This window comes from Cerasicoccus sp. TK19100, from assembly GCF_027257155.1.
Lineage (GTDB): Bacteria > Verrucomicrobiota > Verrucomicrobiia > Opitutales > Cerasicoccaceae > Cerasicoccus > Cerasicoccus fimbriatus.
This window is the reverse complement of sequence record NZ_JAPWDU010000001.1, coordinates 372,410-393,536: the sequence shown is the minus strand read 5'-3', so window position 1 is coordinate 393,536 and position 21,127 is coordinate 372,410. Positions and strand designations below refer to the sequence as shown.

Below are 21,127 nucleotides of genomic sequence, written 5' to 3'. Positions count from 1 at the left end.
CTTACTCGAAGACGCAAAGGCGCGAAGAAATCCAGTGAATGCCAGATAAGCCGCAGCTTAAAGTTAGTGCGATCCCAAGCGTACTCTGCGGTTATCGATTGGCCGTCTCGATTTCGACACCGAGGTTTAGAAGATGCTTTCGACGGTGGTAGGCCAGCGCAATCATGATGCAATCGGACAACTCCTTGCGAAGGATTGATCGTTGAGGATAGGTGGCGAAAATGCGCCAGCATTTTTTGTCACCTACTCCGAGTAGATCTGCCTTCTTTCGTTCTAAGTGTCGTAGTATCCACTATCCCAGGGTTCAAAGAATGCCATGTAGTTGCCTGGTTGTGCTTCGACTGCCCAAGCATCTCCATCTTCTTCGGGTTCTCGTAGAACTAAACCGAACTCGACTCCGAAACGTTCGATTGAAAATGGTGCGACATTAATTCTCTTAAATTCGATTTGCCCTAAACTATCCAAAATCTCGTAGTAAGAGGCCCTCGCATGTTCCATATCCAATTCTGAGCGTGGCCCGAGGCCCTCAACCTTGGCTTCAAGGAAATTGCCGAGTTCGTCCCAGAGATAGAGTGCAATGTATTCACCACCTTTTCTATCTTTCCATGCTGGCTCAAATGGGCTGGTTAGGAAGAATTGTCTACCGTCTGGCAAACAACCTATATGCTTCGCCGCGTATTCATCGTGATTGATAGAAATTCTACTTGGAGGGCTCATGGTTTTCTTCTGCAGAACAGAATTATTGATCACACCTAAAACTTACGAACTGGGAGTGTTATTGGTGTATTTCATAACTTGAGAGTGGCTGTAATGGTCTTGTTCGTCAAGGTCTCAGCGTATTACGAGTAGTTCTGCTTTAGTGGTCGCTGGTATTTCAGTTCGTAACTTTTGGTGCGATGTTGATAATTGCCCACGTAAATGCGGATATACATTTAGATACCCCTCTGTTGACACCCGAACGGAATATGAAGATCAGCTTGCCATGGATACATCCAGCGCATTGGGTTGGGTGCGAGCCTGTTCGGAGTCCGCGCCGATTCATGCTTGGACACATGGCTTCTTGCGGCGTTTGAAAAAAGCCCCCTCGGGTGTTTGCAAAACAACAGTAGCTATGTTGCCCCAACACAACAGGCTATGTTGCAGCAACAACAGTGGTTGTGTTGAGGAAACAACAGTAGTGGCTTTTTCAAAACATAGCATGCTGCTTTTTGAAAAAGCCCCAGTAGGCTTTTCGGAAAAGAAGCATGGGGCTTTTGCAAAACACAGCGTAGGGAAACGCTATTTTGGCTCAGTTGCTTCAGTTGGCCTGCTCTTCTCTACCGATTGCAGAGATGGCGTCTTCACCTCAAATGAGACGGAAGTTGTTGGGGCTTCCTCTAACTCCTCGAAAGGAAATGTGCCCTCCCTCAACATCTTTACCTGTGTCTGAAAGTCTTCGAGATTTCTCCCTTCGTCCGTCAATAGATCGAGATTTGTATCATCGAGCAGAACGTCAACTTCAGCGTTTGAATAGAATTCTTCGGCAACTTCGAAAGTTAACGCAACGCTAACTGTGACAAAAATTACGAATGCCCAAACCAAAGAACGTCGTTTCTTGCTGCTCGCCATTACCCCTTCGGCAAGAAGCTATCGAGGTCGTCGTCGTCGTCAGAGGTCGAGGACTTGTTCGGGCTGGGCTCTTCGCTGAGGTCGTCATCGTCCAGCGACATGCCCATGTCCGACATGATGTCTTCGTCGGTGGAGGCGGCGGCGGACTCGGCAAGCTTCTTGAGGGCGGCCATTTCTTCGTCGTCTTCGGCCGGAGTCTTTGGCTTGGGCTTAGCGCCCTCTTCGGCTGCCTGGGCCTTCTTGCGAATGTCCATTGCCTCCTGCTCCTTCATGCGCTCCTCATCCTGATGGTGCTTTTCCTGCTGCTTTTGGGCGATCTCGGCATCCGCGGCGGTAATATCAGGCGGCACGGTGCCCACGCCTTCCAGAATCGTCGTGACGCCCTCGGTGACCTTCAGCATCGAGTCCTGGTGAAGCGTATACATGCCGGTGGCCATGGCGATGCGCTTCAGGTCAGCCGTCTCGCGGCCTTCATTGATCGCGCGAACCAGCTCATCACTGTTTTGCATGAGTTCGTGGATGCCGACGCGGCCTTTCATGCCATTGCCGCCACAGGCTTTACAACCGCCTTCGGAGGCGCGGAAAATCGGGTGCGGCTCCCAGTCTGGCATCGCCCGCTTGAGGATTTCCAATTCGTTGCCCTCGGGCATGTATTCCTCCTTACAGCTTTTGCAGACGCGGCGCATCAGACGCTGGGCGCAGACGACGAGCAGCGAGGCGGAAATCATGAACGGCTCGATCTCCATGTCCGTGAAACGCGCGACCGTGGATGGCGCATCGTTGGTATGGAGCGTGGAGAGCAGCAAGTGACCGGTAAGCGCGGCTTCGACGGCGATTTCCGCTGTTTCCTGGTCACGAATTTCCCCCACCAGAATGATGTCCGGGTCCATACGCAAGTAAGCACGCAGCGCGCGGGCAAAGGTCAGCCCGATCTGCTTGTGCATCTGCATCTGGTTGATGCCCGGGATGGTGTATTCGATCGGGTCTTCCGCGGTCTGGATGTTGATGTCCGGCGTGGCAATTTCGCGCAAGGCGGAGAACAGCGTCATCGACTTACCGGAACCGGTCGGCCCGCAGTGCAGGATCATCCCGTAAGGCTGGCGGATACAGTCGCGGTATTTGGACAAATTATACTCCGAGAAACCCAGCGCGGTGATCGGCAAGGCGCTCTTGGTCTTGTCGAGAATACGCATGACGATCTTCTCGCCAAAGTTCATCGGGCCGGTGGCCACGCGCAGGTCGATATCGATGTTCTTCTTCGTATATTTCTTAAAGACGATACGGCCGTCCTGCGGGAGGCGTTTTTCGGCAATATCGAGCTCCGACATGATCTTGTAGCGCGCGCTCAAGGCGCCGGCCACCTGCTTGGGCAGGCGCAGCTTTTCCTGGCAAACGCCGTCAATACGGTAGCGGACAATCAGGTCGTTTTCCTGCGGCTCCACGTGGATGTCCGACGCGCCGAGGACGTAGGCGTCTTCGACAATGCGGTTGGCCAAAGTAATGATCGGCGCGGAGTCTTCGTCTTCCAGATCCTTGCCGCCGCCGGCTTCGGCCCCCGACTCCATCTCGGCACCGATGACGTCCACCAGACCGGAAATTTCCTCGTCGTCCGAGGCTCTCATCTCCGGCGCAGCTGCCGACTGGAAATACTCACCCAACAGGGAATTGATCAACGACTCCGGGGCGACCATGACCTCTTCCAAGTGCAGCTCGGAAACCCGCTCAAACTCCTCGCGGGAGTTGTAGTCGTAGGGGTTGACCATGACCGCGGCGACACTGGTCGGGGTCAGCTTTTTGGTCGGGACCACGCCCGTCTTTTTAATGATGTCCTCGCCAACGACTTCGAGTAGCTTTTCGTCGATCTCCAGTTCGGCCTTATCCAGCACCAGATGGGAGTCGGTAAACTTCGCAATATACATCGCGAGCTTCTCATCCGGCATCTCATACTTCGGGTCGATGAGGCGCTGGATGAGCGGTGCCGTGTATTCGGCGACTTCCTCAAGGACCTTTAAATCGTCGCGGCGGAACTCCGGGTGGATCGCATCAGGCTCTTTGTTGAGCACCTGGATCGCGCCAATGCACTTACTGCCGATCAGTGGCACGGTGACCATCGAATTGACGTCGAAGCCGGTGTCCTTGGCCATGTTGAACATCGGCCGCGTGTTCTCCTTGGACAGCGAGAAAAACGCTGGTTCACCGCGCTCAATCACCTTACCCACGATACCAGTGCCTACCGGTAGCTCCAGCTCCTTGAGCTTCACTTCCTTTTCGGCAAAATCTTTGGCCTTGGCTTGGTTATCACCCCAAAGCGAAGGCGAGTAGTAAACGTGCTTAAAGCGAATTTTGTTCCCCTGCACGAGGTAGAAAGTCATCGACTGCGCCTGAAGTAGCTCAACGATCTTGCTCGAGGTCAGTTCGATGATGTCATCAACATCCTCTGGTTGTGGCTCCTTATTGGAGATAATTTTAAGCAGCAGGGTACGACGAAGCGGTGCAGAGAGTTCAGTGTCAGCCATAGCAGGAAAATATAATTTCAATGGATTGTAACCCTCGGATCAAACATGGCAATCGGTTAATTGAGCCGCCGCCCTAGTAGAATCGCACACTTACCCTTGAAAAATAAGCTGCAAGGTTTATCTTGATATCGAGACAAACATAACATGCAACACACCTCCAGCAACACCCACATCCGTCGCTCTCAGCAGCGCGGTCACGCCGACCACGGTTGGCTGAAGTCATGGCACACGTTTTCGTTTGCCAGTTATTACGACCCCGCGTTCATGGGCTTTCGCTCGTTGCGCGTGATCAACCAAGACATCGTCGCCCCGGGCGGCGGCTTCCCCACGCACCCGCACCGCGACATGGAAATCTTCTCCTACGTGCTTCAGGGCGAGATGGCGCACAAGGACAGCATGGGCAACGAGCGCACCTTGCGCCCCGGCGACGTCCAGCTAATGAGCGCGGGCACCGGCATCACGCATTCGGAGTTCAATCCCTCCAGCGAAAACCCGTTGCACCTGCTGCAAATCTGGATTCAGCCGGCGCAGCGCGGGCTCACCCCCAGCTACTCGGATTGGGAGTCCCGGAGAGACGCCGCCAAGTCACTGCTGATCTCGCCAGATGGTCGCGAGGACTCTGCCGTCATCCACCAGGACGCCTATGTTTATCGCGTCAAGCTGGCAGCGGGTGAGTCCCTGTCTCATGAGGTCGCTCCGGGTCGCGGCGCGTGGTTCCAGTTGATATCCGGCCAGGCGCAGCTCGGCGACGCCACCCTGAATCCTGGCGACGCCTTTGCTACAGAGGCTTCCGGAGCATTGACCATCACGGCCAACGAAGCCATCGAAGGGCTCTTGTTTGACTTAAAATAAGCCCGGCCAGTCCCTCGGCGGTAGAAAATCGAGACAGAAACTCGTTTTCATCTTTTCAATGCGGCAAAAAGCGTCACGATCAGCGGCTATGCCAGTAACTGAAGACGCTATTGCCGCAGCCGAGGCCGACTACGCCCAGCTGCTCGAAGAAACGCAAACCCTGATCCTTGCCTCCGGTGGCGAATCGCCAACCCCCGAGGCTTCCTACGTGCCGCACGTGCGCGACGCTCAGGGCAATTTTTACGTGTTCGTCAGCGAGATGGCTCGCCACACGATCAACCTGCGCAAGGGCGGCAACGCCAGCGTTATGCTGATCGAAGACGAAGCCAAGGCGAAGCAGATCTTTGCCCGCCGCCGCGCGACCTTCACCGTCCAGCCGGAAGAACTTCCCCGCGACAGCGAAGACTGCCAAACGCAGCTCGACGCCTTCCGCGCCAAGTTCGGCCAGATGATCGACATGCTCGCCGGCATGAAGGACTTCCACATGATCCGCCTCAAGCCGACCAGCGGCCGCGTGGTGCTCGGCTTTGCCGCCGCCTTCCGCGTGACCGGTGACAACTGGGACCAACTGGAGCAACGCGCAGCCAGCGGCTCCAAGGGCCACGGTTAAGACGGGGCGTTCGGAGGATCGAAAGTTAGAAGGTTGGAAAGTTTGTTCAGGTAGAGCTTGATCATTACACGTTATATCTGTTTGAACTTCCAAACCTTCAAACCTTCGAACCCTCGAACGAATTCCCCCTATGAGCTCCATCGCCCCCGTAAAACTCCGCTGTGCCCATAAAAATGCCCCCCTCGGCCTCGAAGACGGCCAGGCTTCCTTTAGCTGGCAAGTCCAGGCTCTAACGCGCAACGCCGCGCAATCGGCGTGGCAAATACAAGTCGCCCCGCAAGGCCAGGCCTTTGACGAAGACTGCGTCTGGGACACCGGCAAAACCTCTGGCGGCGACCAACTGCACATCCACTATTCCGGCGAACCCCTCGCCGCTCATGGCCGCTACCAATGGCGCGTCCAACTCTGGGATGCCGAAGACGCCGCCTCCGGCTGGAGCGAACCGGCGAGCTTTGCCATGGGCATCCTCGACTGCGAGGAGTGGAAGCGCGCCCAGTGGATTTCCCATTTTCAGTCGTCGCTCAGCGCCTGCCCACACCTGCGCAAAGAGTTCGCCATAAAAGGCGAGATCGCTGACGCCCGCCTTTACCTGACTGCCCGCGGCCTGGCCGATATTGAAATCAACGGCCAGCCCATCACCGACTGCAAACTACTGCCGGGTTGGACGGATTACAGCGTTCGCCAGCCCAGCCATTGCTTCGATGTTACCGCGCTGCTGAAATCCGGTGACAATGCCATCGGCGCAATCTTGGCCGAGGGCTGGTATCGCGGCAAAATGACCTGGGAAAGCCTCCACGGTATCTGGGGTGGCGTGATTCAACTGCTCGCCATGCTGCGTATCGAGCGCCCGGATGGCAGCGTGGAGTGGGTCGTCACCGATGACAGTTGGAAAAGCGCGGCGGGCCCGACCCTCAGCGCCAGCCTGCTCGATGGCGAAAGCTACGACGCCAATCTGACCCTCGGCGACTGGAGCCAGCCCGGCTATGAATCCACAAAGCGCTGGTATGACGTCAAAGCGCAACCCGTGGGCGACGAATTGATCGAGCGCCACGTCGGCGTCCCCGTCCGCGAGTTGAAGGAGTTTAAGCCCGTTAACCGCTGGCAGCCCTGCCCCGGTAAATGGATCTTTGACCTCGGACAGAATTTTTCCGGCTACGCCCGGCTAAAGCTCAACGTGCCCGCTGGCACGACGCTGCGGCTGCGCTTCGCTGAGGTGCTCACTCCAGACAAGGAAATCTACGTCGACAATCTCCGCACCGCGCTGGCGACCGATCTCTACGTGGCCTCCGGCGAGGCGGACGAGACCTGGGCACCGAAATTTAGCTTTCACGGCTTCCAATACGTTGAGCTGAGCGGCTTCCCCGGTGAACCGCCCGAAGATGTTTTGACCGGCATCTTCGTGGGCAGTGATTGCCCCGAGGCCGGCCAACTGCGCTGCAGTAACCCGATGCTCGAAAAGCTGGCCAGTAACGCCGTCTGGACTCAGCGCTCGAACTACCTGGAAGTCCCGACGGATTGCCCGCAGCGCGACGAGCGCCTCGGCTGGACGGGTGATGCCCAAGCCTACCTCCGCACTGCGATTGCCTTCCATGATGTGTCGGCGTTTTTTGACAAGTGGCTCGTTGACCTCGAGGACGCCTGCGAGCCCGATGGCCGTGCGCCGATGGTGGCCCCAACGGGCAGCCGCGGTCGCGACAAAAAGCTGATCAACTCCCCCAACCGCGGCACGGCCGAAGCCGCCTGGGGCGACGCGACCACCATCTGCCCGATGACGATTTACAAGTGCTACGGTGACCGCCGTGTTCTTGAGCGCCACTACGGAATGATGACGCGCTATGTTGATTTTTACCGCCGCACCACGGTCCCCGGCCGCAAGGTGCGGTACGGCTATCAGTATGATAATTTACCCGAGGGCAAAGGCGTCATCTCCCCGACCCTGTTTGGCGACTGGTTGAACGTCGAAGCCAAAACCGCCGGGGAAATCATCCGCACCGCTTTTTACGCCGAGAGCACACGACTGTGCTGCAACGCCGCCTACATCCTTAGCAAGACCGAGGATGCCGAGAAATTTTCCGAAGAGTGGGACGCCATTCGCACCGATTTCCAGCGTGAGTTTTTAACCGAAGATGGCCGCATCGTCGGCCGCAGCATTGAGAGCGACAGCCAAACGGGCTACCTGCTTGCCCTGCATTTCGACCTGCTCGACGAAGCACATCGCGCCAAGGCCGTTGAGCACCTAGTAGCTGACATTCGCAGCCGCGACACCCATCTGAGCACAGGCTTCGTCGGCCTGCCGTATCTGCTGCCGGTGCTATCGCGCTTTGGCCAAACCGAGCTCTGCTACGAGCTGCTGCTCAAAGAGGACTATCCAAGCTGGGGCTACGAAATCGCTCACGGCGCGACCTCGATCTGGGAACGCTGGAATGGCTACCACGACGAGGACGGCCCCGGCGATCCCAACATGAACAGCTACGCGCACTATGCCTATGGGGCCGTTTGCGAATGGCTCTTCTCCGACATGGCCGGCATTGAGCTGCTCGACGTGGCATTTGGCAAAATCCGCATCCGCCCGCGTGTTGGCGGTGGTCTCACCTACGCCGGTGCGACCCATGAATGCGTGCGCGGCTCGATCCGCAGCGATTGGAAGATCGAGGGCGATACGTTCCAACTCGAGGTGGAAATCCCTGGCAACGCCAGCGCGGAAATCCACCTGCCAACTGCGGACGCCGCCAGCATTACCGAAGACGACGCGGAAGTGCCGAGCACTGAATCCGACGCCAGCGGCTATCGGGTCGTCGAAGTCGGCGCAGGAAACTACAAATTCCGCTGCAAGCTACCTTAAAGCGGAACACGGTTTTTCAGACGCTGTGACTCAGCGTCTGAAAATGCCTTAGGCAGCGTCGTTATTCGTCGACGAGTCGGATGAGGTTGACTCGGACTCCTCTTTCGCCGCGCTTTCTTCACGGCGCTTGAGCTGCGGACGGTGGCCATGGCGCACGGTGGCCGCGGTCACGAGGCATTCCTCGATATTGCGGTCCTGCGGAATCTCATACATCACGTCGAGCATCAGCTTTTCCATGATTGAGCGCAGGGCACGGGCACCGGTCTTGAGCTCCAAGGCCTTCTCGGCTAGCGCGCTGATCGCGTCACGGGAGAAGCGCAGCTTGACGCCTTCCATTGCCAAGAGCTTCGAGTATTGCTTGACCATCGCGTTCTTCGGCTCGGTCAGGATATACTCCAAGTCTTCCTGGGTGAGCTCGTTGAGCACGGATACAATCGGCAAACGACCGATAAATTCCGGGATCATGCCGAACTTCACCAAGTCCTCCGGCTGAACTTCGCGCATCACTTCGTCACGCTGTGGCACGTGGGCACGCTCACCAGTCAAATCAAACCCGAGCACCTTCTTGCCGGCGCGGTCGGAGATCAGCTTGTCGAGGCCCACGAATGCGCCACCACAAACGAAGAGGATATTCGCAGTGTTAACCTGAATGTATTCCTGGTTCGGGTGCTTGCGGCCACCCTGCGGCGGCACATTGCAGACGGTGCCTTCAATGATTTTGAGCAACGCTTGCTGCACACCTTCACCCGACACATCGCGCGTGATGGAAACATTGTCCGTCTTGCGACCGATCTTGTCGATTTCGTCGACGTAGATGATGCCGCGTTCGGCGTTTTTCACGTCGAAATTTGCGGACTGGAGCAAGCGCAGGACGATGTTTTCCACGTCTTCGCCCACGTAACCGGCTTCGGTCAGCGTGGTGGCATCGGCAATGGCAAACGGCACTTCCAGCATCTCGGCCAGCGTGCGGGCGAGCAAAGTCTTACCCGAACCGGTGGGACCGACCAGCAGGACGTTGCTCTTTTCAATCGAAACTTCGCTGAACTCAGCAATTGCGTCATCCTCACTCTGCTCCTCGTTTTGGAGGCGCTTGTAGTGATTGTAAACGGCAACCGAGAGAACCTTTTTCGCGTGCTCCTGGCCGACAATATGAAGGTCAAGGCCGGCCTTGATCTCAGACGGCTTGACCAACTTGACGGCGAAGTCGTTACTAGGCGCTGGCGTTCCCTTCGCAGGCTCGTCCCGCAACTCTCTGTCAATGATCGTCTTACAGACATTAACACAGGAATCGCAGATATAGACCCCCGCCGGGCCCGCAATCATTTTGCGGACTTCATTCTGCGATTTGCCGCAGAAGGAGCAGAAGGTCATTTTGGTGGACTTAGCCATGGGAAAAAGTTCGTTACGCTACTATTTATCGACTGATCAGGCAAGATACAAAGCCTGAGATGCGAATTTGCCCAATTATTCCTTGGGCTTTTGCTTAATTACCTGGTCAACGATGCCATACTCGCAGGCTTCGTCCGCGGTCATGTAATAATCGCGGTCGCTATCCTGGTTGATCTGCTCTGCGGAATTGCCGGTATGCTTGGCCAGAATATCGTTGATCGTATTGCGCCAGCGGAGGATTTCCTTGGCGGCAATGGAGATGTCCGAGGTCTGGCCAGTGGCACCACCAGTAGGCTGGTGGATCATCACGCGGCTGTTGGGCAGCGAGTATCGCTTACCCTTCGTGCCGGCGGCCAACAGGACGGTGCCCATGCTGGCGGCCATGCCCACGCAATAGGTGACGACATCGCAGTGCATGAAGTTGATCGTATCATAGATCGCCATGCCTGCGGTGACGCTGCCACCCGGCGAATTGATGTAGAGGTGGATATCCTTTTTCGGATCCTCCATCTGCAGGAAGAGCAATTGAGCGACCACGGCGTTAGCGACCTCATCATAAATCGGCGTGCCGAGAAAGATGATACGGTCCCGCAGCAAGCGGCTGTAAATATCGTCACGGCGCTCACCGCGGCCGTCGCGCTCCGTTACAAATGGAATTATATAGCTCATGATGGGAAATCTATAACTTAGGCTTCAGCGGTTGCTGCCTCGGCCTCTGGTTCGACTTCCGTAACGTTCGCCTGTTCGATCAGAAAATCAAGTGTCTTCTCAAAAAGAACTGCGCGTTGCAGCTCACGAAGCTGATCTTGATTCTTCTGAAGCTCCTTCACGATCTTGTCCGGCTGGGTGCGGGTCTGCATCGCCTGGTTCATGATTGCGCGCTGCAAGTCTTCGTTTTCGACATTGATTTTCTCGGCTTCAGCAATGCGGCCAAGGACGATCTGAGTCTTCACACGCTTGACGGCGGCATCACCAGCCTGCGCAAAGAGGGACTCCTTGTGCTCTTCGAGCTGTTCTTCGCTGGCACCTTGCTGCATGGCCTGCTGCACGTGCTGGCGGAGGATCGCCTCGCGCTCATTATTAATAGCGCTTTCCGGCAGTTTGATGTCGATCAGGCCGGTCAGGTGCTCGATCAGTTGGTTGCGCTTTTCGCCATGGGCCTGCTGGAGCTTCTGATTCTTGATGTCCTGCTTGATGCGCTCTTCCCAGGCTTCAACGGTTTCGACCTGGAAGCCCTTCAGGAACTCTTCGTCCATTTCGGGGAGCTTCTTCTCGCGCACTTCGTGCACTTCGAGCGAATAAGTGGCCGTCTTGCCTTGCAGGGCCTCGACTTCGAAATCTTCGGCAAAGCTCTGCTCGACGTCCTTCTTGTCGCCTGCGGACATGCCGACGAGGGCGTCCACCACTGCGCGCACGCCGGGTGAATGCTCGTCACCGGCTTGCTCCCAGGTGTTGGTCTGAGTGCCGTAAATTTTCTTGTCCTCGACGATGTCCGCAATGAGTTCATCGCCGATTTTGCCTTCATAGGACACCTTAACGTAGTCGCCCTTCTCGGCGGCTTTTTCGCACACGTTGTACTCGGCGCGCTGGTTGAGGATGTAGTCCTTGGTCTGGCGGAACTCGTCTTCGGTCACCTCAGCCTTCGGCACGGAAATGTCGACGCCCTTATACTCGGGCAGTTCGAAGGTCGGGCGGATGTCAAAAGTGAAGGAAAGCTCGGCACCGGGTGCACCGGGCTCAATGTCGCCGCCGTCCATTTCCACAACAGCATACACGTCCAAACCGGATTCCTTAACGCCCTGCTGGTAGGCATCGCCGGTCAACTTGCGGTTGAGCTCGCTCTTGATCTCGTTCTTGAATTTGCCCTGAATGAGGTTCACTGGGGCTTTGCCCGGGCGGAAGCCCGGCAGCTTGGCGTTCTTGGCGAACTGGCCCAGCAGGCTCTTGGATTCAGCGGCAATTTCGTCAGCATCGATGCTGACGTGGACTTTCTTGCGCGTATCGTTGACGTCTTCGACGGTAACTTTCACGTGGATTGGGTGGTTTCGGTGTTAATGAAAGGCCGCCCCGAAGGAACGGCCCAAAGGCAGTCGTGCGGATTTCCGCGGTAAAAAGCCTTTCAGCCAAACGAATGCTGACGCCAAGATCAAGCACTGATTGAAAGTTTCGCCCGGGGACTGAGCAGACGATTTTTTAACCACGAAGGACACGAAGCGCACGAAGGCCAGTTATGCGTTAATAGCTCACGCCAAGGCCCGAGGATCCAAAGTTTTACTTTTTTAGGAATGCATTCTTGGGGTCTTTGGGTCTTGGCGTGAGTTATTAACGCATCATTGGCCTTCGTGCGCTTCGTGTCCTTCGTGGTTACAAAATGCGCATACATGGAAAATGAGTCCACGCAGCCAACGCCATAAAGACGTTTCAAACACCTACCTTTGGATTTGACCTGCCGCGCATGCCCCCAGATAGTGACCGGTTTATACGCTATGGAAAAACCGAAGCACACCCTCGATTTTGAAAAGCCAATCCACGAGCTACAAGTGCAGCTCGAGAATCTCCAACGCATGTCCGAAGAGAGCAACCTCGACGTGACCGACGAGATCAAGGCCATCAAAGGTAAAATTGAGGACACGCGCAAACGCATCCACGCCAGCCTCACCCCGTGGCAGAAGATCCAGCTCGCGCGCCACCCGCAGCGCCCCTACTCGCTGGACTACATCGAAGCCATATTCGAAGACTTTCAAGAGCTCCATGGCGACCGCCGCTACATGGACGACCAGGCCATCATTGGCGGCCCGGCCTTCCTCAACGGTGAGCCCGTCATGATCATCGCTCAACAAAAGGGCCGCTCCACTCGGGAAAACCTGAAGCGCAACTTCGGTTGCCCCAATCCGGAAGGCTACCGCAAGGCCCTGCGCCTCATGGAGATGGCCGAGAAGTTCCAGATGCCGATCATCGCCCTGATTGACACCCCCGGTGCCTACCCGGGCATTGGCGCGGAAGAGCGTCACGTGGCCGAGGCCATCGCCGTCAATATTCGCGAAATGAGCGCCCTGACCGTACCGATCATTGCCACCGTTATCGGTGAAGGCGGTTCCGGCGGCGCGCTTGGCATTGCTGTGGCAGACCATATTCTGATTTTGGACAACGCCTACTATTCGGTCATTTCGCCGGAAGGCTGCGCCGCGATTCTTTGGAAAGACCGCGTCCATGCCCCCCGCGCGGCGGAAGCTCTCAAGATCACGGCCGATAAACTCGTCGATCTCGGCGTCGTCGATGAAATCGTTGCCGAGCCGCTTGGCGGTGCCCATGTGGACCCCGAAACGGCTGCGCAAAACCTGAAGGCCGCACTCGAAGCGAACCTCGCCAAGCTCAAGAAGAAGTCCACCAAGGCCCTCCTCGACGGCCGTTACGCGAAGTTCCGCGCAATGGGTCAGTTTACCGAAGTCGGTGCCTAATTAGAGCACCGCACCCGGCCCGGTTAAGCCAGTTTCACAGTTGATTTCCTGCTGCCATGTCTTCTGAACCACCGATGATCGTTGACTACGTTGCCCAGGCTATTTTGGGCGAATTGGACGACACACCACGCCGTCACCTCGACGTTTCCGCCGGTTGGGGTCACCTCATCCGCCGCCTGAACAAGGAGCGCCCCCACATGCAATCCGAGGCGTGCGATTTCGAGCTCATGCCCGATCTGGGCGATATCCCGGGCAAAACCGCTAATCTCAACAGCGATACCCTACCCTTCGAGGACAACACCTTCGACGTCGTCACGTGCACCGAGGCCTTCGAGCACATCGAAAATTACCACCACGCCGTTCAGGAAATTGAGCGTATTCTCAAGCCCGGCGGCATCTTTTTCGTCTCCGTGCCCAACATGCTCAGCCTGCGCTCGCGATGCATCTTCATGACGCGCGGACTCTTCCTGTTTTACGATGCGCTTTCGACCAAGGAAGACATGGGCAAAGACGCCTGGATGCGCCACATTTCGCCGATCACATTCTTCCACCTCGCGCTGTCGCTGCTCGACAACGGCTTTGAAAACGTGAAGCACTACCCGGGCAAAACCCAGAAATTTTCCGCTGCCTTCTATTGGCTGGCCGCGCCCATCGCCAAGTGGGCCACCGCCAGCGCCAAGAAACGCCGCGACCGCAAGGGGCGCTCGATCTCCGCAATCAGCGACGAACTCGCCGCCCAGCATCACTCCTGGAACGTCATGACCAGCCGCACGCTGATCATGTCCGCCCGGAAAAAGAGCTGAGCTACGCCACCTTGACGCCGGCCTTTTTCAGCGTGTTCAGCGAGATGAAACCGCGGATCAGGCAGAAGCTTGCATAGCCGTGGAAGGCGACGGACAGCCAATCCGCCGAAAGCAGAAATATCAGGCCATCAATAACATACAGGCCGATACCGCAGACCATCAGGGCACGTATTCCCTTGAGCGAAAACAAGCCAAACAGCGCAAAGACGCCGGATATGACCAGGTTGATCACCAGGCCCACAATCAGCGCAATGTTCCCGATTTCCGGCTCAAGTGAAAAGGCAATGAGATCAACAATCTGCGTGTAGGCCAGCCCGATGACGAAGTAAACGCCGCCTTGGAAAAACGCGATCACGGAGTTAATTACCGAGAACGCTGCGATCCAGTAAAACCAGCGGGCACCGCTGACGAATTGCGCGGCGTCTTCTTCAAACTCCAGGGGGATGCCTGCAGCGATCTCTTCCGTATTCACCGGCACCTCCTGCGCGTGCGAGGCTTCCACGGTCGGCTGCTGGTAGGACTCCATCGGCGCTCGCTTTTGGCCAAGCTTCAGGCCAGCAGCAGGCGCGGCGGGAGAAGCTACCGGGGCCAAGTTGGCCTGCCCAAGCGGCATCCATTCCGTCCAGCCATCCTGCCAGACCATCGTCTGGTCGTTCAGCACGCCCGAGTAGCGCAATTCATCAAATTCCTCCTGCGTAACGGGCCCGACCGTCTCGCCATTGTGAACGTAGTACCAGCTCATGCCGCCACTATGAGACATGGGCATCCGATGTAAAGCATGGGCTGGCAGAAAGTAATATTTTAACGACCCCTTCACCCGCCAAGCCTGATCGCTGCATGAAATCTAGACCGAGGCCATCCTCTGCGCCGGGCATTTGGTAAGTTGGGTTTGCTTTTACCGCGCGAAACCGTTTAACTCGATCCTAAGAGTGGAAGGTATCCCTAATAATCTACGGATTCCCGATATTTGGCAGCAAGATGCGGTAAATCACCTCGTGGCCGGGCGCGACGTCGTCGTCAATGCACCCACTGGGGCAGGCAAAACCTACATCTTCGAGCTCCTGGTGGAGCGCGGGCTGCGAAGTCAGGCAATCTACACGGTGCCCACCCGAGCGCTCGCCAACGACAAGCTGTACGAATGGCGTGCCAAAGGGTGGAATGTTGGCCTGTGCACGGGTGACGTTGCCGACAAGCTCGATGCCCCACTCGTCGTCGCCACGCTGGAGACGCAGAAAGCGAAATTTCTTCGGGGCAAGGGCCCAGGCCTGCTCGTCATTGACGAATACCAGATGCTCGGCGACGCCCGTCGCGGCATTAACTACGAGCTCGCCATCGCCCTGGCACCCCCCGGCACCCAGCTGCTGATGCTCTCCGGCAGCGTGGCCAACCCGGAAAAACTCGTCGGCTGGCTGCAGTCGATTGGCCGTGACGCTGTCCTCGTCGAGCACACCCAGCGCCCCGTCCCGCAGGACGAAGTGCTGCTCCAATCCCTCCCCGACAACGTGCCCAACAGCGTGCGTGGCTTTTGGCCACGGATGATTGCCCGCGCGCTGGCAGAAGACTTTGGCCCGATCCTGGTCTTTGCCCCGCAGCGCCGGGAGGCCGAAAACCTCGCCGCCAAGCTCAGCGCCGCCCTCCCCCTGCCCGAGTGGCTGGAGCTGACCCATGAGCAGCGCGAGATTGCCGGGGACGACCTGGCCAAACTCCTGCGCAACCGCATCGCGTTTCACCACAGCGGGCTCAACTACCGGCAGCGCGCCGGCCTGATCGAGCCGCTGGCCAAGGCCGGGCAGCTCCGCGTAATCGTCGCAACGACAGGTCTGGCCGCCGGGATTAACTTTTCCATGCGCAGTGTGCTCGTCACCGAGCGTGAATACAAACACAGCGGCCGGACATTCCAGGTCCGCCCGGACGAGCTGATGCAGATGTTTGGCCGCGCTGGCCGCCGGGGCCTGGACGACAAGGGCTTCGTGCTCGTCGCCCCGGGTAAGCCCCGCATGGCCGAGGCCCGCCCGCTGAGCCTCAAGCGCGCATCGACCGTCGACTGGCCGAGCTTTCTAGCCGTCATGCATGAGGCCGACAAAGCGGGCAACGACCCCGTCCAAGCCGCCGACGAGCTCGCCGAGCGCCTCTTTACCGAGAACCGCCTGCGCCTCGGTCTGCGCCGTCTGCCCCCCCCCGGCAAGAAGGCCCAGCCGGGTGCTCAACTCGTTGCCCAGCGGCGCGCCATACCCGCCGACGAGCTGTCGCGCACCAAGTCCGGCGAGGTCTTCGAGAATGCACTGGGTGAGTTTAATTTCCGCGAGCCGACCACCAAGAAAATCAAGGAAATGCGCAACGCCCTCGGCGAATGGGAGCGCCTCAGGGCACCCAGCAAAGTCCCCCTCGAAGAGGCGATGCTCTACGTGGATGGCGACTGGAAGCCCGCGCTCGAAGCACCGGAATCCCTCCAGGGCGTGCAGGTGGGCAACCTCTGCCGCCTCAAGGCCAAGGGTCGCCGCCGCTATGGCCGCCAGGTGCCGCTGGCCACCTTCCCCACCGAGGAGCGCAAGGGCCGCGTGTCGCTGGTTAAGTGGTTCCACCGCGCGCTCAAGGACCACTTTCTCAAAAACTGCCCGGACGACCGCACCCCCACCCGTCTCTGTTCACTGGAGCGGCTGGAGGAGGTTTACGCGCCGCTGCTGCCCTACCTCACGCAAGGTGGGCGTCTCGTGGAAATGGTCCCGCAGGGAGACACCATAACGGCTCGCCTCGACTACGGACGAGCCATGGTTTTTGCCCGCGTCGACTCCAACGGCGATGCATTGATCAACCCGCCGCAGCGCGAAGTCGTCCCACCCGCCTTTCCGACTTTTGCCCAGATCGCCGGGGATGATCCTACCGTCGCCAAGAGCACGGCGGCCGAGATCTGGCTACAGCTTGGCCTGATCGACGACCACCGCCGCCCCACACGGCGCGGCGTCATCTTCAGCTTTTTCAACCACGGTGAAGGCCTCGCGATCGCCGCCGCGTTGGAAGACGAATCCTACGACCTCGGCGACCTGCTTTTCGACGTAGCCAACCTGCGCGCCGGGCACCGCTTCGAGCACTTTGACAACACCAGCGGCCGCCTGGGCAACCTCTCCCGCCTGACCTACCGCGGCCTCACCGCACCGGGCTATCTGGAGGGCGGGCTGCCACCCGGCTATGGCAACGGCGCATCTGAGGTAATCGCCGCACTCAAGGACGCCCCGGAGACCGCCCACCGCTACCTGGGCGACGAACTGCGCCCCGGCGACATCGAGCGTGCGAACCTCGAATGGCGCAGCATCTTGAACCACATTGCCTTCGCACCCGATTTTTATTGGGACCGCTGGATGGACTTCAAGGAGCTCGCTCGCCAATACGTCCTAAGCCACTTCGGCATCATCCGCCTCGCCGAGCTACCGCCGCTCACGCCCGCGCAGCGTACGCGTTTTGAGGGCACGATGGCGGTTTAGCCAGTGTCGCAGATCACAAAAAAAACTCCGGCGCTTGCAGGCAACCGGAGTCAAAGAAGTGCGTTGATTCTCAATTACCGGCGGCGGCGAACCATCACCAAGGCAAAGCAACCGAGGCCGGCCAGCAATGCGTAGGTCTGTGGCTCAGGGACCATTCCGGACACATCAACCGTGATTGAATCGAGGCCGTAGTTGACGCTGAAGTTCTCCGGATCCGCTGCCGCGCCGTTAAAGAGGATCGAGCTGAACGTGCCGGTGAAGTCGGCCGTGTCATCACCATCCACAATGATCTCATAGGTGCCGTCTTGAATCGTCGAACCCACGATGTTCAGCGTGGCACCGGAGACGATGTTGAAGGTGCCGCCATCAAGGTCGAGGACGAGGCGGGCGTTGTCCGCTGCGCCGCCGGGACCGATGTAGGCCTCAAACGTGCCGGTCGCACCAATGGCAACCCGGGTTAAAGAGCCTGCGGAGCCGGACATCCAGGTCAGATCGCCAGCTTCACCGCCACCCGCGATGCTGCCATCTCCCCCGGGCGCGAGCGTCGTGCCATCAAAGGTAATCGTGGCGTCCATGCGCCCATAGAAAGTACCGTCTCCGCCGATGGTACCATCGGTCAGCGAAAGCGACGAAGACGCAATCTGCATCGTGCCACGGTTGAGCAAGGTGGTCGCATCGTTCAGGCCCAGGCCTGCATTAAAGCTGTTCCCACGGTTGTCGTTGGTGTTGTTAACGACCATCGTCCCGCCGCCCTGCAGCGTCCATGCCTGCCCATCTACATATTCGCCGGAAAACAGCAGTGTGTTGCCGCTGTTGACCGTGATTGGGCGGATCGGCTGCCCCGTGTCGGCATTGTTGGTGCTCGAAATCTGGAAACGGGCCCGAATTTCGTTCACACCGACACCGGATGAGTTGATTCCGTAGGGCTGGGTGCCGATCGACCCCGAACTGCCATTGAAGTCATAGCGCCAGCCGCCCGAGCCATCGCCCACGGTGTCCTGGATCACCCAACCGGCATCCTCGAAGTTGACCCCCTGCACTCCGGTGCGAAAAAGGCTGGCCCCTGAGCCGTTGACCATCTCGATGGTTTTCGAGGCCGCACCACTGGGCAGCACATAGTAGTTGTTGAAGTTCGGGACCGAGCCTTCCAACCAGTTGGCACCCACGCCAAACCAAGTGGGATTTGTCGGATCATCGCCTTCCCAGGTAAAGGGTATGGCGCTGAGAGAAATTGTCGATAAGGACAAAATAACTGCCGAAACGGGAAGCGGTTTTTTCATAAGGGGGTAAGGGTATTTAAGGGGTTAGAATACCCTTGATTTTGCACAAAACTCGTTATGTGGCAAGAAAAAGGGCCTAAATTGATAGATAAATTAAGTCGAATATTTATCTTACGATAAAAATCAAAGGCGATTCTCTGCGCAGCCCTTTGCGAATTAATTGACCCGAGCACATAGAAGTGTTGTCAATATTGAGGGAACCGCTTCAGAGTGTTCCCTTTCCCAATACCCTGTGACGGCGGACGAAAAACATAGGCACGAATATTTTAAACGCATCCGGCGCGCCAAGCGTTGGCTGCGCCCCCTGCCCCGCCGTGCTACAATCCACCGCTACCCGGTGCTCGGCTGGTTTGCCGGAGCCGCCCGCAAGCGTTCGTATTTGTGGTCTTTTCGCCGGGAAGACGTCGTACCGGCGATTTACATTGGGTGCATCCTCTCGATGCTGCCCATCTACGGCATCCAGGTGCCGACGGCCTTCCTGTTGGCCATAGTCTTTCGCAGTAATTTGATGGTCATGGTGGCCACGCAGTTCGTGACGAATCCCATTACCGCCGGGCCACTCTATTTGGCTGGATGCTACGTGGGTCTGTTGGTTTTCAGCATGTTCGGTTTCGAGATACCCGGGGACTCAGTTTACGATTTTGCAGTGCTAATCGCGCACAACCTCAAGGACGCCTTCCTGAGCATTGTCGGGCCCAGCACGATGAATAATTCCATGGAAACGCTCGCCGATGAGACCGGGATGACGCTGCCCGAAATCGTCGGCCTGGGCTTCAAGGCGACCTTCGTTGGCGGCGCGATTATTGGGTATTTTATTGGCTTTTTCCTGAGCCTCGCCTACCAGTTCACCGCACGTCGCGCCAGCGCCAAGATGTTTGACCTGCGGACCCAATACCACAAGGTCCGTCTGCGCGAAGCCGAGGCGCTGAAGAACGCCAAGAACTTGAAAAATATCCAACCAAAAAACTCCTGACTTTGTATGCGCTCGCGCCTGCTGACGCTCCTGATACTGTTCGCCACCTTTTCGCTCGCTCACGCTGCGCCCATGATCGACCTCGGCATCGACACCCTACGCCAGAGCGGTTTTGACAAGCTACAGGGCAAACGTGTGGGGCTGCTGAGCCACCCCGCTGGCGTCGATAAATACGGCCGCCCGTCCTGGCTCGTCTTGCAGAAAGCACCGCAGGTCAACCTCGTGGCCTTGTTTGGCCCGGAGCACGGCATCGACGGCAAGGCGCAGGCCAATGAAAAAGTCGGCCACGCCACCCACGGCCCCACCGGCCTGCCCGCTTATTCGCTCTACGGCGAGTACCGCAAGCCTTCGCCCGAGATGTTGGCCGGGCTGGATGTGTTAGTCATCGATTTGCAGGACCTCGGTGTGCGCAGCTACACCTACATCAGCGCGATGAAATACGCCATGGCCGCCTGCTTTGAGCAAGGCATCGACGTCATGGTGCTCGACCGGCCCAACCCCCTCGGCGGGCTCAAGGTCGACGGCCCTGGCCTTGACCCCGAGTGGATGTCTTACGTTGGCGAATTCGAGGTGCCCTACGTTTACGGCATGACGATTGGCGAACTGGCCGTCATGTGCAAAAAGAAGCCCGGCGTACTCGGCGTGAGCGAGGATGTTCGCCGCCGCGGCCGTCTGATGGTCGTCCCGATGAAGGGCTGGCATCGCGACATGCTTTGGCCGCAAACCGGTCTCAAATGGGTGGCCACCTCCCCTGCGATCCCCGACCTGTCCGCCGCAATGGGCTACTCGATGACCGGGCTCGGTGCCTACGTGGGCAAGTGGGGTCACGGTGTCGGCACGCAGTATAATTTCCGCATGATCTACTACCCAGGCCGCTCGCCGGAGCTGGTCAAGCGCGTCATGGAAGCCTACCAAATCCCCGGACTCGGCTTTCAGGTGACGGAGGGGGAAAATGCGTCCGGCAAAAAGTTTCCCGGCGTGTATTTGACCGTCACCGATTGGGACCGTCTCGACCCGTGTGCGATCAGCTTCTACATGATGCGGCTAGCCTGCCAATGGAGCCCGGAAAATCCCTTTGTCAACATCGGCGACCAGCGGCGCGGATTCCTCATTCATATGGGCGACCCCGCCTGGCTGGAAGAGCTCCAGACACGGGGCGCGAACGCCCGCGTAGAGATGTTTTTAGAGCGCTGGAAACAGCAGGCCGAGGAGTTTCAGCGCCAAAGCCGGGCCTATTGGCTTTACCAATAGCGCTAACCCTTTATTCGGGAAACACTTAGTTCCATTAGGGCATTCACCTTGTAATTGAGTTGTAAA

The 21,127-nt window shown here is 57.9% G+C and carries 16 protein-coding genes; 9 read left to right on the top strand and 7 right to left on the bottom strand.

Annotated elements, in window-relative coordinates:
* Positions 1 to 273 precede the first annotated feature (273 nt).
* A complete protein-coding gene (locus tag O3S85_RS01585) occupies positions 274 to 717 on the bottom strand; it encodes a hypothetical protein (protein ID WP_269537326.1) in 444 nt (147 codons plus the stop codon).
* A gap of 265 nt (positions 718 to 982) precedes the next feature.
* Between O3S85_RS01585 and O3S85_RS01580 the strand changes: the two genes are divergently transcribed.
* Positions 983 to 1,429, top strand: a complete 447-nt coding sequence (locus O3S85_RS01580) for a hypothetical protein (protein ID WP_269537325.1) — start codon at positions 983 to 985, stop codon at positions 1,427 to 1,429.
* A 178-nt stretch (positions 1,430 to 1,607) separates the two neighbouring features.
* Here O3S85_RS01580 and O3S85_RS01575 read toward each other — a convergent pair whose 3' ends face one another.
* Positions 1,608 to 4,124, bottom strand: a complete 2,517-nt coding sequence (locus O3S85_RS01575) for an ATPase, T2SS/T4P/T4SS family (protein WP_269537324.1) — start codon at positions 4,122 to 4,124, stop codon at positions 1,608 to 1,610.
* Positions 4,125 to 4,268: 144 nt separating this feature from the next.
* On the opposite strand from O3S85_RS01575, the gene O3S85_RS01570 reads away from it, so the two are divergent.
* The 3 genes from O3S85_RS01570 to O3S85_RS01560 all read left to right on the top strand — a co-directional run bounded on the left by O3S85_RS01570 (position 4,269) and on the right by O3S85_RS01560 (position 8,428).
* The gene (locus O3S85_RS01570; RefSeq protein WP_269537323.1) at positions 4,269 to 4,976 is read left to right on the top strand and encodes a pirin family protein; all 708 of its coding nucleotides are present in this window, start codon (positions 4,269 to 4,271) and stop codon (positions 4,974 to 4,976) included.
* A gap of 88 nt (positions 4,977 to 5,064) precedes the next feature.
* Complete coding sequence (locus O3S85_RS01565; protein WP_269537322.1) at positions 5,065 to 5,586, top strand: HugZ family pyridoxamine 5'-phosphate oxidase; 522 nt, start codon at positions 5,065 to 5,067, stop codon at positions 5,584 to 5,586.
* A 130-nt stretch (positions 5,587 to 5,716) separates the two neighbouring features.
* A complete protein-coding gene (locus O3S85_RS01560; RefSeq protein ID WP_269537321.1) occupies positions 5,717 to 8,428 on the top strand; it encodes a family 78 glycoside hydrolase catalytic domain in 2,712 nt (903 codons plus the stop codon).
* Between the two features lie 48 nt (positions 8,429 to 8,476).
* On the opposite strand, the gene clpX is transcribed toward O3S85_RS01560, so the two are convergent.
* The 3 genes from clpX to tig all read right to left on the bottom strand — a co-directional run bounded on the left by clpX (position 8,477) and on the right by tig (position 11,847).
* Positions 8,477 to 9,817 (bottom strand): ATP-dependent Clp protease ATP-binding subunit ClpX, encoded by a 1,341-nt coding sequence (gene clpX, locus O3S85_RS01555; RefSeq protein ID WP_269537320.1) that lies wholly within the window; start codon positions 9,815 to 9,817, stop codon positions 8,477 to 8,479.
* A gap of 75 nt (positions 9,818 to 9,892) precedes the next feature.
* On the bottom strand, positions 9,893 to 10,486 hold the full coding sequence (locus O3S85_RS01550) for an ATP-dependent Clp protease proteolytic subunit (protein WP_269537319.1): 594 nt from the start codon (positions 10,484 to 10,486) through the stop codon (positions 9,893 to 9,895).
* A gap of 17 nt (positions 10,487 to 10,503) precedes the next feature.
* Positions 10,504 to 11,847: a trigger factor gene (gene tig, locus O3S85_RS01545; protein WP_269537317.1), complete on the bottom strand. Its 1,344-nt coding sequence runs from the start codon at positions 11,845 to 11,847 to the stop codon at positions 10,504 to 10,506.
* A 456-nt stretch (positions 11,848 to 12,303) separates the two neighbouring features.
* Between tig and O3S85_RS01540 the strand changes: the two genes are divergently transcribed.
* Together O3S85_RS01540 and O3S85_RS01535 are read left to right on the top strand one after the other, a co-directional pair.
* Positions 12,304 to 13,275 carry an acetyl-CoA carboxylase carboxyltransferase subunit alpha gene (locus tag O3S85_RS01540; RefSeq protein ID WP_269537316.1) on the top strand — a complete coding sequence of 324 codons (972 nt, stop codon included), beginning with the start codon at positions 12,304 to 12,306 and terminating at the stop codon, positions 13,273 to 13,275.
* Between the two features lie 56 nt (positions 13,276 to 13,331).
* A complete protein-coding gene (locus O3S85_RS01535) occupies positions 13,332 to 14,078 on the top strand; it encodes a class I SAM-dependent methyltransferase (protein WP_269537313.1) in 747 nt (248 codons plus the stop codon).
* Position 14,079: 1 nt separating this feature from the next.
* Here O3S85_RS01535 and O3S85_RS01530 read toward each other — a convergent pair whose 3' ends face one another.
* Positions 14,080 to 14,820, bottom strand: coding sequence for a DUF4339 domain-containing protein (locus tag O3S85_RS01530; RefSeq protein ID WP_269537310.1), 741 nt, complete (start codon positions 14,818 to 14,820; stop codon positions 14,080 to 14,082).
* A 187-nt stretch (positions 14,821 to 15,007) separates the two neighbouring features.
* Here O3S85_RS01530 and O3S85_RS01525 point away from each other — a divergent pair, with 187 nt between their 5' ends.
* Entirely contained in the window at positions 15,008 to 17,557 is a 2,550-nt protein-coding gene (locus tag O3S85_RS01525) for a DEAD/DEAH box helicase (protein ID WP_269537307.1), read from the top strand.
* A gap of 74 nt (positions 17,558 to 17,631) precedes the next feature.
* Here the strand turns inward: O3S85_RS01525 and O3S85_RS01520 are convergent, their stop codons facing one another.
* Complete coding sequence (locus tag O3S85_RS01520; RefSeq protein ID WP_269537305.1) at positions 17,632 to 18,837, bottom strand: PEP-CTERM sorting domain-containing protein; 1,206 nt, start codon at positions 18,835 to 18,837, stop codon at positions 17,632 to 17,634.
* Between the two features lie 232 nt (positions 18,838 to 19,069).
* On the opposite strand from O3S85_RS01520, the gene O3S85_RS01515 reads away from it, so the two are divergent.
* Both O3S85_RS01515 and O3S85_RS01510 read left to right on the top strand, forming a co-directional pair.
* Positions 19,070 to 19,810, top strand: coding sequence for a DUF2062 domain-containing protein (locus O3S85_RS01515; RefSeq protein ID WP_269537304.1), 741 nt, complete (start codon positions 19,070 to 19,072; stop codon positions 19,808 to 19,810).
* A 6-nt stretch (positions 19,811 to 19,816) separates the two neighbouring features.
* The gene (locus O3S85_RS01510) at positions 19,817 to 21,061 is read left to right on the top strand and encodes a DUF1343 domain-containing protein (RefSeq protein ID WP_269537302.1); all 1,245 of its coding nucleotides are present in this window, start codon (positions 19,817 to 19,819) and stop codon (positions 21,059 to 21,061) included.
* Positions 21,062 to 21,127: the final 66 nt, after the last annotated feature.